The following is a 13,253-nucleotide window of genomic DNA, read 5'->3' as shown; positions in this document are numbered from 1 at the left end:
GGATCCTTACAGCGTAGCAGCCACTTCCTCGATTACATAAAACTCGAAGCTGTCGCCCACCTTGATATCGTTGAACTTTTCAACACTCATACCGCACTCGTAACCCGTTCTGACCTCTTTGACATCATCCTGGAAGCGGCGCAGTGAAGCCAGCACACCATCATATACCAGTACACCTTCACGCAGTACACGTACATGCGAACCGCGCAGTACATGGCCCTCGGTGACGTAGCAGCCGGCAATCGCGCCAACCTTCGGTGCCTGGAATACCTCACGCACCTCGGCAGAACCCGTGACCTTCTCCACCTCTTCCGGAGCCAGCACGCCGGCCATGGCCGCCTTAACATCGTCAATGGCGTCGTAAATCACCTTGTAGAAGCGGACATCAATGCCTTCCTGCTCGGCCAGGCGCTTGGCCTTGGCTTCAGGACGCACGTTAAAGCCGATGACAATCGCATTGGCAGCCGATGCCAGCATGATGTCGGACTCGGTAATACCACCGATCGCCTTATGCACCACCTTGACCTTGACCTCATCGGTACCGGCCTTGGCCAGCGATTCAGCCATGGCCTCAACCGAGCCGGTCACGTCACCCTTGATCAGTACAGGCACTTCCTTCATACCGCTCTGCATGTTGGCAAACAGCTCATCAAGGCTTGCACGCTTCTGCGCCTCGGAACCCTGCTCACGCTCCTTGTCCTTACGGTAGCGGACGATATCGCGGGCCTGCTTCTCGCTCTCGACGGTAAAGATCTCCTGACCGGCCTCCGGTACAGAGTCGAGACCCAGCAGCTCAAACGGAATGGATGGACCAGCGGTACGGTGCTGTTTGGCATTTTCGTCGACAATCGCACGAATGCGACCGGTGACTGAACCGACAACCACGGTATCGCCCTGCTTGAAGGTACCATTCTGAACCAGCACCGTTGCCACCGGACCGCGACCACGATCAAGACGGGACTCAATCACAATACCCTTACCGCGGCGGGTCGGGTTGGCCTTCAGCTCAAGAATTTCGGTCTGCAGCGCCAGCATTTCAAGCAGCTCATCCAGACCCTGACCGGTATGGGCGGAAACCGGTACGAAGATGGTATCTCCACCCCAGTCTTCTGCCAGCACGCCGTGCTCGGAGAGCTGACGCATGACCTTCTCAGGATCTGCACCGACCTTGTCCATCTTGTTCACAGCGACAATCATCGGCACACCGGCAGCACGTGCATGATTCAGTGCTTCGATGGTCTGTGGCATCACGCCGTCGTCGGCAGCTACAACCAGCACCGCCACGTCGGTCATGCTTGCACCACGGGCACGCAGACTGGTGAAGGCCTCATGGCCCGGGGTATCAATGAAGACCACGCGCTCGCCGCCTTCAAGTTTCACCATATAGGCACCAATGTGCTGGGTGATACCACCCGCCTCACCGGCTGCCACATGCGCCTTGCGCAGTGCATCAAGGATGGAGGTCTTGCCATGATCCACGTGACCCATGACCACCACAACCGGCGGACGCGGCTGCAGATCGCCCTCATCATCATCGGAAATATCTTCAATCAGCACATCTTCCACGGCAGCTGCGTTGATAATCTTCGCCTTGTGGCCGAACTCCTCAACGATCAGCACGGCGGTTTCGCCATCGATGCCTTCATTCAGGGTGACCATCATACCCATTTCGAACAGCTTCTTGACCACTTCAGCGCTCTTGATTGCCATACGGTTGGCAAGCTCGGAGATCAGAATCGGATCGGTCACTTCAACGGTACGCACGACGAAATCGTCATCATCCTTGGTAATCTGGAAACGCTTCTTGCTGCCACGGGCAAGCCTGGCCATACGCTCTTCCTGCTGCGGGGTCAGCAACTGGTTGCGCTTGGAGGCATAATCACGACGGGCTGCTTTTTCAGCCGGCGTCTGACGACGCTGACCGCGTGCAGGTGCACCCGGTGCGCCACGACGACGCTGCTGAGCAGGTGCTGCCGGTGCGGATACATCCACCTGTGGAGCAACCGCAACCGATGGCGTACGACGAGCCATGGCCTGCTTGGCGGTCGCAGCTGCGCCACCCTGATTGCCAGCTCCGCCGGCACCGCCCTGGTTGGCAGGACGAGGTGCAGCCTTGCGACGATTGGCGCGCTCTTCCGAAATCTTCTGTTCAATCTGTTTGACCGAGGAGCTTGGTGCCTTGGAGGCAGCAATCTGGGCCGGTGTCAGACCACGACGAATGGTCGTGCGAGGTCCCTTGTGAGCACCCTGCCCCTGCGCTCCATCACGTCCGCCCGGAGCCGCATTCTGTGCACCGGGTCCACCGGGACGACGTCCCTGCGGCGCAGTACGATTACCGGCAGCGGCAGTCGTATTGGCAGCGCCGGTCTGTTGCGGTCTGGCCGGCCTTGGCGGCCGTGCAGCACGTTCCTGTGCCGCCTTTTCCTGAGCCGCGGTACGGGCAGCGGTAGCTGCAGCAATCTTCGAACGGGCGACCTGAGCCGGGTTGACTGCAGGCTTTCTGACAACACCGGCCTGATCGGATGGGGAGCGTGTATCTGCAGCGGCAGAGCGTGCAGTGGCAGGCCTGGCTGCACTGCGCACAGGCTGTCTTGCAGCGACAGGGCGCGATGGGGCAGGAGCAGCTGCAACCGGCGCAGCCTCTTTGGTCACCACCGGTGCTTCAACCTTGACCGGTTCAGGCACAGCCACCGGCTCGGCAGCCGCAACGCGGGCCACGGTAACAACCGGTTTTTCCACCACCGGTGCACTGGCAGCGGCCGCAGCAGCAGCCTCCTGCTGGCGGGCAGCAGCGGCCCGGCTCTCGGCTTCCGCCTGTTTCTTTCGCTCCAGTGCGGCAGCAGCTCTCTGGGCAGGTGCCAGCGGCTTCGCACTCACTTCCGGTGCTGCAGCTGCTTTCGGCTGTTCAACAACCGGGGCCGCAACCGGACTCTCGGTCGTGCGATCCACGACGGCTGCCGGCGTATGACGGCGACGCACAGAGACCTCCACCGAGCGACCGCGGCCTTCAACACGGCCACCGCTGCGCGACTGACCTGCCACCATCGGGCGATTCAGCGTCAGGGTCTTTCCACCGGCACCACCGCCTGCAGACTTGCCTGCAGCGCCCCGAATCGAGGCCCGTATTTTTTGCTGGTCATCGGCATCAAGGGTGCTTGTCGGGCCGCTCACCACAACATTGCACTGCAAGGCCACGCGCTGAATTTCAGCAGCGTCAACTCCAAGTTCTTTTGCCAAATCTAGAATACGCTTCGCCATCTGCCTTATTTACCCTGATACCTTCATGCGCCCATACCAGACACAGTATTGTTTTAATTTCCCTGCCATTGCCGAGGCGTCAAGCGCCGCCACAGCAACCTGGTCGCGCCCGAGCATCCGGCCAAGCCAGTCACGTCCGGCTACACGCACAAGCTCACAGCCATCCCCGGCATGCCCTCTTTTATCCGCTGCATCCTGAATCTGCCGCACCAGTGCATCACCGGCATCCTCTGCCAGCAGCAATACAACCGGCGCATTATTCCACAAACGGTGCATCACTGCATCCCTGCCGATTGCAGCAGTGCGGCCAAGGCGACTGAACATGCGCTGCTGTTGCTTATCCAGCACATGCTCAATCCTCAAACGCAGCGCCTCCCATTGTGGAAACACAACGGAAAAATCCTTCTTTAACACCTGCAGGCGCTTGTCGCTGCAGGCGGAGAGACAACCATCACCCATACAGTGATAAGCCCCCCGCCCCGGCAACTGACGCAACAGATCGGGCCAAATCTGCCCTTCTTCATCCACAATCAGACGCAGCATAGCATCTGCAGGCAACGACTGCCTGCAGATGATGCAACGCCTCATCGGATCACGATGATCAGTCAAACCAGCCTGACGCCTCGCGAGCCGCAATAATCAAAGCCTCAGCCTGTTCACGACCAAGCCCTTCAATGTCATCAATCTCATCAGCAGCAGCATCCGCCAGTGCCTCAACCGTTGTCATCTCGCGTGCAGCCAGCTGCTCGGCGATCTCGCGGGTCATACCCTTCAGATCCAGCAGTGACACGGAAGACTCACCCGCCTCAACACCCTGCTGCAGTGCCTTGTCCAGCAGCACATTACGGGCACGCTTCTGCAGCTCCTGAGCCACTTCGGCATCCAGCCCTTCAATGGCAGCAATATCTTCCACCGCACAATAGGCCAGATCCTCAAGACCGTAGAAACCTTCATCCACCAGCACCGTGGCAAACTCTTCATCCACATCAAGCCCTTCGGTAAATGCTTCCCGCGCCTTGACGACCTCTTCCTTGCGACGCTCTTTCTCTTCACCGGTGCTCATCAGCTCGATCTGCCAGCCTGACAGATCGGACGCCAGACGCACATTCTGTCCGCGACGACCAATGGCAATGGCCAGATTCTCTTCACTGACCGCAACCTCGATCGTGTTGGTCGCTTCATCCACCAGCACACGCTCAATCTCGGCCGGAGCAAGTGCATTAACCACGAATGCAGCCGGATCTTCGGTCCACTCGATGATATCGATCTTCTCGCCATGCAGCTCATTGACCACAGCCTGAACCCTGGAGCCGCGCATACCCACACAGGCACCCACAGGATCGACAGACGGATCGGTTGAAATCACGGCAATCTTGCTGCGCGAACCCGGATCACGGGCAATCGCCTGAATCGCCACTGTACCATCCTGAACCTCTGGAACTTCCTGTTCAAACAGGCGCAACACCATGCCTGCATCAGAGCGGGAGATAAACACCAGTGGTCCCTTCGGCTGATTCCTTACCTCACGCAGATAGGCACGTACACGATCGCCCTGACGGAATGTTTCACGCGGCAGCAGATCCTCGCGGTACATCACCGCCTCACCACGGCCGAGATCGACATACACATTACCACGCTCGACACGCTTGACGATACCGGTGATCAACTCACCCACGCGCGGCGCATACTCCGCAATCACCCGCTCACGCTCGGCTTCACGAATCTTCTGGTTGATCACCTGCTTGGCTGTCTGTGCTGCAATACGACCCAGCTCAATCGGAGGCAATGCCGTACGAATCTCAACACCCGGCTGGGCATCATCACTCAATTTCAAACCCTGGGCGACGGTCAGTTCATTATCAGGATCTTCAACCTCTTCAACCACCATGCGAACGTGAAACAGACTGAGCGCACCGGTCAAACGGTCAATTTCAGCTTCCACATTCAACCCGGGATAGGTTCTGCGCGCCGCTGTTTTCAGCGCCTGCTCCATAGCCTCCAGAACCAGCTCACGATCCACTGATTTTTCACGCGCAACCGCGTCTGCAACCTGCAACATTTCTACATTCATGACTGCCTTCTCACCACATTCATTCTAGATTGTATGGAAATCACGCTGGCGCAATTCCCTACTTCATTCCTCTGGAGACTTCCTTCCAGTTGATGGCCCGAATCACCTTGCTGACATCAGCAAGTGCAACCACACGTTCCTGCTCACCAACCCGCTTACCGCCATCCACCAGCAGCGTAAAACTGCCGTCGTCGACCGCACCAAGATTACGTCCCTCCTGGCTACTGCCATCAGGAAACACAACCTTGACCCACTCATCCGCATGACGATCAAAGTCAGCCTTCGTCTGCAGCGGCCAGTCCAGACCCGGTGTCGACACCTCAAGGCGATAAACGCCCTTGATCGGATCTTCTGCATCCAGCTGCAACGCCAGCGCACGACTGATGCTCGTCAATACATCCGAATCCAGACCACCGGCCTTATCAACCGTCACACGCAACAGCTGGCTATGCCCGCCACTACCCAGACTGACCTTGATGACATCTACGCCAAGCTCATCGGTAATGGGTTTAAGCAACGCTTCAATTTTCTCTTCCAACACACTAACCCGCCTGACAAAAACAAAAAAAGCGAGCCGCAGCTCACTTTCAACATTCCGAACCATAAGGCAGAAACATGCATAAAGCAACAAAGGATCGAGTCACGCCAATCGATCTGCAGAGATCGATGCGTTATACCCACACTTTCCATACCCCTTACCTGAGTAATTCATTAGGGTATTATTCGCCCATTGAAAACATGTGCGTCCGTACGGGGTATGTATATAGAGATATACCATCCCCTGCAGCGCAGCATAGCGATATAGACAAGGAGCATCCATGAAAATTTTACAAGACCATAAATTAACCATTGCCGCAGGCTTTGCCCTGACAGCTATTCTGATCGGTGCCGCATTTGCAAGCGGCGGCGGCCTGACCGCGGATCAGGCACTGGGCGCGGTATCACGCTGGGGCCACTTCCTGTCAGGCATCACCTGGATCGGCCTGTTGTATTACTTCAACCTCGTACAGGTCCCCTCTCTGGCCGGCGTATCAGCAGAAACCAAGGCTGATCTGTTCAAGGAGGGCAGCATCGTCCGTCGCGCCCTGTTCTGGTTCCGCTTTGCCGCCATGTTCACCGTTCTGTTCGGCCTGCTGCTGCTGTTCGGCCTGTGGAAGCAGGGTGGCGCTCACGCCATCGGCGTCGACATCATGATTGGCGCCACCTTCGGTATCATCATGTGGCTCAATGTCGCACTCATCATCTGGCCTAACCAGAAGAAAGTGATCGGCATCGTTGCTGCTGATGCAACCGCCAAGGCCGCTGCCGGCAAACGTGCCCTGATCGCCAGTCGTATCAACACCATGCTGTCGATCCCGATGCTCTTTTTCATGGCATCAAGCGCCCACTTCCCGATCTTCGGCTGATACCAGGCAACAAACAAAAAAAAGGGGTGCATCCGCGCCCCTTTTTTTTGCTTCATCGCGCATGAGCGGGTAATAGACTGAAGCAGGTTTTTAATGCCCTGTCAGCGACAAGATCGCTTTTAAAGCGATACGACTACTCTGCCAAAGCAGAGCAGCCCCCTTTCTTTATCGGTAAAGAAAGGGGTGAAAGAAAGCCGCCCCCGATATTTTTGTCCTGCGGATTCCCTCATACGAGTGATTCACTACAGTCGCTGCATCCGCAGCTTGCTTCTGTAGTGAATCACTCTGCTCGGCAAATCTATAAGGGGGAATGAAGCGGTTTTGCCACCGCCCGGTGAGTGCTGGATGCAGCGCGTCAAATCAGACACGCAGGCGTTTGATTTGCAGGCAAAGGAAAAAACGCACATCCAACCTTTGCGGACTGATGCCTGGCAACACATCAACATCTCTCTAAAGCAGAGTAGCCCCTTTCTTTATCGGTAAAGAAAGGGGCGAAAGAAAGCCGCCCCCGATATTTTTGTCCTGCGGATTCCCTCATACGAGCGATTCACTACAGTCGCTGCATCCGCAGCTTGTTTCTGTAGAGAATCACTCTGTTCGGCAAATCTTATAAGGGGGAATGAAGCGGCACCCACTCATCTTTTCAAGCCGTCTCACTGCAGTGGCACATAACCGCTATTGCGCAGAATCGCCTGCCCGTGCGGTGAACATAAAAACTCGACAAATTCCTGCACATAGGCCGGCGCATCTTTTTTATGCAGCACATACAATGATCGACTGAGCGGATAACTGCCATCACGGACACTGCCGGTATCGGCAACATAATGATGCCCGCCATCGATCACCCTGAGTGCATGCAGGTGATCCCCTGTCTCACCGAACGGCAGAAAGCCAATGGCCTGATCACTGGCCTGCAGCAGCGTTTTCATATCATGGTTGGGACCCACCACAACCGCCTCAGGCAGACTGTCACCATGGGTACTATCAAGGATATAACCGGCAAATACCTGGCGGGTACCTCGTTCCTTCTCTTTATCAATCACCAGAATCGGCCGGTCCGGACCGTCAAGCTGCAGCCAGTTGCGAATATCACCGCGATAAATCGCAGCAATCTCCTCCTTCTTCAGTGCGGCAATGCCACCTCTAAGATAAAGCGGCTCGGAAACAACCACAGCCACCGCATCAAAACCGATCCGCACCTGCACCATGCCTGCCTGTTGCAGCAAGGACAACTCTTCCGGCTCCAGCTCGCGCGACATCATGCCGATCTGCGCCCGCCCATCCAGCACCGATGAAAAACCGGCACTTGAGCCACCGCCACGCACGGTAACCACCACATCCGGGTGCAGCTGATGCCAGGCATCGGCTGCCGGCTCCATCATTGCCCTGACCGTGGTGGAGCCGGCCACCTCGACAATCTCCGCCTGAGCCGGCACCACAAAGCCAGCCAGCAGCAGGAACAACATCAACCTGCGCATCTCACCCTCCAACCGCCTCATGCATCGCCTTGCGCAGGCGATCAGGTGACACAGGTTTCTGGATAAAACCGGCCAGCCGCTTGCCGGTAAAGGTTTGAATCGCATCCTGCTCGTTATAACCACTGGTCAACACAACCCGAACATCCGGGTTGATACGTCGCAACTCGCGAAAACACTCCTCGCCCCCCATGCGCGGCATCGTCAGATCCATCAGTACAGCCCTGATCTCCTGTCCCCGGGCACGGAACAGCTCCAGAGCCTCCATCCCGTCGGCGGCGGCAAGGGTGGTGAACCCCATATCCTCAAGCAGCATCACAGCTGTTTCCCGCACCGTCTCCTCATCGTCGACCACCATTACCAGCCCCGAACCCTGCCAGGGCGATACCCGCTCGATCGCGGCCTCCTGACTCGACTCTGCCTGCTCACAGACCGGCAACAGAAGCTTGAAAGTGGTCCCCTTACCGGGCTCGGAGTAGAGCTTCAAAGCCCCGTGATGCCCCCGCACAATGCCCAGCACCGCACTCATACCCAGACCGCGACCTGTAAATTTGGTGGTAAAAAACGGATCAAAGATCCGCTGCTGCGTCGCTGCATCCATACCGCAGCCGGCATCACTGACCTCGACATAGGCAAAGCGCCCGGCCACCGGATTGTCGCCATAGCAATCCATCAGATAGCGGAGGTCGGCATGCATCACTCCGGTTGTAATCGAAATCACACCACTTCTGCCAGCGATCGCCTCATTGGCATTGGTCACCAGATTCATCACCACCTGCTGCATCTGTGCTTCATCCGCCTCGATCAGGGGCAGCGGATCCGCGAGCGAATATTTAATCACCACCCCCTTGTCGAGCGACACCTCAAGCAGATGGGTCACCTCTTCCACCATGGCAGAGAGATTCAGCTGCCGCACGACAAACTTCCCTTTACCCGAGTAGGCCAGCATCTGCCGACACAGCACCGAGGCACGGTCACAGCTTTGCACCACCTTCTCCAGCTTTTCGCGCGCATCCAGCGGGTCACTGATCACCTTGCGACTGGCCAGTGCCGCATTGCCGAGAATGGCAGAAAGGATGTTATTGAAATCATGAGCGATACCACCGGCCAGAACACCCATACTCTCCAGTCGCTGGGTATGTTGAATCTGCTTCTCTATGCGATTGCGCTGCTCTTCAGCCTTGCGCAACTCGGTGATATCAAGAAAGGTGACCACACAACCCACCACATGCCCGGACTCATCAAACATGGGGTGAGACCAGTACTCGACAGGGAAACTGCTGCCATCACGCCGCCAGAAGACCTCTTCCCGGCAATGCATGCGTGTCTTGTTGCGATAGGAGAGAGAGATTTTGCATAGCTGCTCATCATAGGGGGAGCCATCGGCATGGGAGTGATGCAACAACAGATGCATGTTGCGCCCCATCAACTCACCAGCACTCTCATATCCGAGCATGCGCAGACAGGATTGATTGGCAAAGGTACAGCGCCCGGCAAGATCAAGCCCGAAGATTGCTTCGGCCGTTGATTCCAGCAACAGATTACGCAGCTCATTATCCTGCCGCTCCAGCCTGCGCCGGTAGCCGGCATAGCTGCGGGCAACCAGCCCGCCGGACACCAGCAACCCGCCCAGCAACAGCAGCAACAGATTACGCGTACGCTGATAACTGCCCAGAGCTTCGCCCATATCAATCTCGGTGATAATCGCCGCATCATGCAGCCGATCCCACTGCCACACCCCGGCCACCAGCCCGCCGCGATAACCGATATAACCTTCGGCATTCATCCCTTCCCGGGCATCCAGCATATGTGCCACAGCAAACGTCGGCTCATCTGTGTGTGGCTGCATCGCCCGCACGGCCAGTACACTGCTGTGGCCCGGCTTTAACTGCCCGCCGGCAATCAGCTCATCCTCAAATCGGCTGGGAGTCAGCAGCCACCCCTGCCTGTCTACCAGATAGGTCTCCACCGTACTGCCATAACGACCAAGACGAGCCACCTGGGCAAAATGGCGTTCCTCTCCAAGTACCAGTGCAAATACTCCGACTGACTTACCTGCCTGATCGTACAGCGGCGTCAGCAACCACATGCGCACATCCCTGCCTTCAGGCAGCGGATGGGTCAGCAGCGCTTCACCATGCAACACCTCGGTCACCTTATGAGACAATTCCGCCGATACCACCTTGCCCTGATCGGACTGACGCATTCCGGCTGCAATATGCCCGTCAGGATTTACGATATAAAAATCACTGAAGCCATGGGCCACAAGCCATGAGGCCAGTTGCTGGCGCAGTGCAAAACGGGTCATCTCATCCGCATCCGCCTGCAGACAGGCCAGCATCAACCCGTGCAGCGGCTCATTGTCTGTCAGCGAGGCACTTTCAGCCACCATCCGCTCACTCTGCTGACGCAAACGATCAGCCGTCGAAAAATTGACAGCATGCAGTGATGCCACAACCGATTGCATTTCATATTTACGGATCTGATTCAGACTCAGCCAGGAAACAAGGAGTGCGAACAACAGGAAAAGGAGGACAACGAAATTGCCGAGATAGTCAGAAAAACGCGCATGCATCTGCCGAAATGGCATCTATCCCCTCCCTGACGACCTTCAATTTGAAAACCATAACCGAAAAGAGCATCGTATGGCAAATACAGGGCATGCAATGACCGGCATGTAGCTAGCACACTTCTTGCTTACCCTGTCCCTAAAGGGCCCGGCGCGGGCAGCTATTTTTGGAACACATCGGGAGGCAGCCGTGGATATAGCAACACTGCTCGGCATTATCGTTGCATTTGGTCTGGTGATATTTGCCATTGGCAGCGGCATATCAAGCTTTATCGATCCTCCGTCACTGATGATCGTGGTCGGCGGCACGGTCGGTGTATTGCTGGTCGGTTACCCGCTGAAGAATGCGCTGGGCGTGATCGGGGTGGCACTCAAGACATTCATGTACAAGGTGGACACCGGTGCAGATGTAATCGCCAAACTGGTGGAGCTGGCACAAACGGTGCGCAAGGATGGCATCCTGGCCCTGGAGAGCGAGGTAAAAAATATCGACAATGCCTTCATGGCCAAAGGGTTACAGATGGCCATTGACGGGCAGGAACCGAATGTCATTGAAGAGATTCTCTATATGGAAATGGACAAAATTGCCGAGCGTCACTCACGTGGTGCCGACATGTTCACCTCACTTGGCACCTATGCGCCATCCATGGGCATGATCGGTACACTGGTCGGTCTGGTACTGATGCTGCAGAATATGTCCGACCCCTCCTCGATCGGCCCATCGATGTCGATCGCCCTGCTTACCACTTTTTATGGTGCCCTGATTGCCAACATTCTCTGTCTTCCCATGGCAGGCAAGCTGAAAACACGCAGCAAGGAGGAGCTGCTGATCCACGAGATTATTCTTGTCGGCATTCAGTCTCTGGTTGTCGGCGAAAACCCGCGCATTATGGAACAGAAGCTGCTCGGCTATCTGCCTCCGAAAGAGCGCAAGTCCTCATTCGAGTAAAACGGACCGGTTGATATGGCCAAGCGCGAAAAGAAACCGGCCCCTGTCCCGTTTCCGAATGATCCGGGAGCGGCGCTGTTTCTCGAACTGATGATGCAGATGCTGGCATTTTTCATTCTGCTGACCTCTTATGCCGTCATCGTGGAAGAAAAACGTCTGGCCGCCATCGGCTCACTCGCCGGTACCTTCAACCCGCTTCCGCGCGGTGCCAATCTCGTCAACGGCAACGGCCCGGCACTCCCGACCCGTTCCATTGTCGATGGCTCAACAGCCCCGAAGCGGACCGCCAAGGAATTGACAGAGATGTCCAAAGAGCTTGGTGAAGGCAACGCGGTCGAAGTACTCCCCCTTGATCAGGATACTGTACGCATTCGCTTTCCTGAACATATCGCCTTTGCCAGTGGCCATGTCGACCTCTCGCCGAAAGCACTGGTGTTTATCGACAAGCTGGCGATCAGCTTTCAACGACCTGAAATTATCGAAATTCAGATAGAGGGACATACCGATGCATCACCGACCAAAGGCAGTATCTACGCATCAAACTGGGAGCTTTCAGCAGCACGGGCAATGAGTGTATTTCATGCGCTGGCCGAGCGCGGCGTCCCGGAAGGGCGAATGATTGCTGCCGGCATGGGCGACCGCCATCCGGTCAAGGATCACCCCGAACTCTCCCGACGGGTTGATATTACACTGAAATTCCGCCCTGTGACCGACAAGGCCAGTGACAGTGAACAACGCGGTCCAATCCAGAAGCTGCACCGCTCGGCTGTGTCGCAACCGAGGCAGCTGTAATGGCCAAAAAGAAAAAATGGCCGGTTGAATACCTGCCGAACACCGAAGCATGGATGACCACATTTGCCGATCTGGTCAGCCTGATGCTGACCTTCTTCATCCTGATCATTTCGATGTCGACCATGGATAAAACCGGCCTTTCCGATATCGAGTCATCCTTCCGCAAAGCGGTCTCGGTGCTCAACTCCGGCGACAAGACCGAAATACAGATTGTACCCCCGTTCGAGATGCAGCGACTGGCCACACCGCGCGAGCTGATGCTGGCCATGCGGCAGAACAGCCGGGCGATCTTGAAAAACAGCGCCCTGGAGCACAAGGTGAATGGCGTCATTATCAATGACCGACTCTACCTGCGCATCCCCGACTCCATTCTGTTTGACCCGGGCAGTGCACAACTCAAGCAGGACAATATTGAAACACTGAAGAAACTGGCTCAAATGCTGGCCATGTCACCCGGCCAGATCCGTGTACTTGGTCATACCAGCAACGATATCGATCTTGAGAACAGCCCTTTCGATGACCCGTGGACGCTGTCACTGGCAAGAGCGGCATCAGTCTTGCATGTACTCGAAGATGAAGGCGTCAGTCCTTCCCGCCTGTCACTGGCCGGCTATGGTCCATCCCAACCGATTTCAACCGAAGTTACTCCGTTCGGACGCAGCAAAAACAGACGGGTGGAGATCATGGTGTATGAGTAATACAAAAATAATCAGGCCTGCACGCAAGAGCGATA

10 protein-coding genes are annotated in these 13,253 nt (G+C 56.4%); 4 read left to right on the top strand and 6 right to left on the bottom strand.

The window, feature by feature from the left end; genetic code table 11:
• Nucleotides 1–6 precede the first annotated feature (6 nt).
• The 4 genes from infB to FEF65_RS09350 are packed head-to-tail and all read right to left on the bottom strand — an operon-like array spanning nucleotide 7 to nucleotide 5,870.
• Nucleotides 7–3,258: a translation initiation factor IF-2 gene (gene infB, locus FEF65_RS09365; protein ID WP_138239549.1), complete on the bottom strand. Its 3,252-nt coding sequence runs from the start codon at nucleotides 3,256–3,258 to the stop codon at nucleotides 7–9.
• Nucleotides 3,259–3,267: 9 nt separating this feature from the next.
• A complete protein-coding gene (locus FEF65_RS09360) occupies nucleotides 3,268–3,846 on the bottom strand; it encodes a YlxR family protein (RefSeq protein ID WP_238701313.1) in 579 nt (192 codons plus the stop codon).
• Nucleotides 3,847–3,859: 13 nt separating this feature from the next.
• On the bottom strand, nucleotides 3,860–5,329 hold the full coding sequence (nusA, locus tag FEF65_RS09355; RefSeq protein ID WP_138239547.1) for a transcription termination factor NusA: 1,470 nt from the start codon (nucleotides 5,327–5,329) through the stop codon (nucleotides 3,860–3,862).
• A gap of 58 nt (nucleotides 5,330–5,387) precedes the next feature.
• Nucleotides 5,388–5,870, bottom strand: coding sequence for a ribosome maturation factor RimP (locus FEF65_RS09350; protein WP_238701312.1), 483 nt, complete (start codon nucleotides 5,868–5,870; stop codon nucleotides 5,388–5,390).
• 277 nt (nucleotides 5,871–6,147) lie between these two features.
• On the opposite strand from FEF65_RS09350, the gene FEF65_RS09345 reads away from it, so the two are divergent.
• A complete protein-coding gene (locus FEF65_RS09345) occupies nucleotides 6,148–6,735 on the top strand; it encodes a urate hydroxylase PuuD (protein WP_138239546.1) in 588 nt (195 codons plus the stop codon).
• Nucleotides 6,736–7,388: 653 nt separating this feature from the next.
• On the opposite strand, the gene FEF65_RS09340 is transcribed toward FEF65_RS09345, so the two are convergent.
• Entirely contained in the window at nucleotides 7,389–8,213 is an 825-nt protein-coding gene (locus FEF65_RS09340) for a substrate-binding domain-containing protein (RefSeq protein ID WP_138239545.1), read from the bottom strand.
• Between the two features lies 1 nt (nucleotide 8,214).
• Nucleotides 8,215–10,800 carry a hybrid sensor histidine kinase/response regulator gene (locus FEF65_RS09335; protein WP_138239544.1) on the bottom strand — a complete coding sequence of 862 codons (2,586 nt, stop codon included), beginning with the start codon at nucleotides 10,798–10,800 and terminating at the stop codon, nucleotides 8,215–8,217.
• Between the two features lie 169 nt (nucleotides 10,801–10,969).
• On the opposite strand from FEF65_RS09335, the gene FEF65_RS09330 reads away from it, so the two are divergent.
• Genes FEF65_RS09330 through FEF65_RS09320 form a run of 3 tightly spaced genes read left to right on the top strand, consistent with a single transcriptional unit; the run spans nucleotide 10,970 to nucleotide 13,218 of the window.
• On the top strand, nucleotides 10,970–11,728 hold the full coding sequence (locus tag FEF65_RS09330) for a motility protein A (protein WP_138239543.1): 759 nt from the start codon (nucleotides 10,970–10,972) through the stop codon (nucleotides 11,726–11,728).
• Between the two features lie 15 nt (nucleotides 11,729–11,743).
• Entirely contained in the window at nucleotides 11,744–12,520 is a 777-nt protein-coding gene (locus FEF65_RS09325; RefSeq protein WP_138239542.1) for an OmpA family protein, read from the top strand.
• The gene (locus tag FEF65_RS09320) at nucleotides 12,520–13,218 is read left to right on the top strand and encodes an OmpA/MotB family protein (protein ID WP_138239541.1); all 699 of its coding nucleotides are present in this window, start codon (nucleotides 12,520–12,522) and stop codon (nucleotides 13,216–13,218) included. The genes FEF65_RS09325 and FEF65_RS09320 overlap by 1 nt, the downstream gene beginning before the upstream one ends.
• Nucleotides 13,219–13,253 lie beyond the last annotated feature (35 nt).

Source organism: Mariprofundus erugo (genome assembly GCF_005818865.1).
Lineage (GTDB): Bacteria > Pseudomonadota > Zetaproteobacteria > Mariprofundales > Mariprofundaceae > Mariprofundus > Mariprofundus erugo.
This window is presented reverse-complemented; position numbering and strand designations above follow the sequence as displayed.

Excerpts from the sequence above, each read along its gene's own strand:
- infB (WP_138239549.1), bottom strand. The coding sequence starts at position 3,258 with ATGGCGAAGCGTATTCTAGATTTGGCAAAAGAACTTGGAGTTGACGCT.
- FEF65_RS09360 (WP_238701313.1), bottom strand. The coding sequence starts at position 3,846 with ATGAGGCGTTGCATCATCTGCAGGCAGTCGTTGCCTGCAGATGCTATG.
- nusA (WP_138239547.1), bottom strand. The coding sequence starts at position 5,329 with ATGAATGTAGAAATGTTGCAGGTTGCAGACGCGGTTGCGCGTGAAAAA.
- FEF65_RS09345 (WP_138239546.1), top strand. The coding sequence starts at position 6,148 with ATGAAAATTTTACAAGACCATAAATTAACCATTGCCGCAGGCTTTGCC.
- FEF65_RS09340 (WP_138239545.1), bottom strand. The coding sequence starts at position 8,213 with ATGCGCAGGTTGATGTTGTTCCTGCTGCTGGCTGGCTTTGTGGTGCCG.
- FEF65_RS09335 (WP_138239544.1), bottom strand. The coding sequence starts at position 10,800 with ATGCCATTTCGGCAGATGCATGCGCGTTTTTCTGACTATCTCGGCAAT.
- FEF65_RS09325 (WP_138239542.1), top strand. The coding sequence starts at position 11,744 with ATGGCCAAGCGCGAAAAGAAACCGGCCCCTGTCCCGTTTCCGAATGAT.
- FEF65_RS09320 (WP_138239541.1), top strand. The coding sequence starts at position 12,520 with ATGGCCAAAAAGAAAAAATGGCCGGTTGAATACCTGCCGAACACCGAA.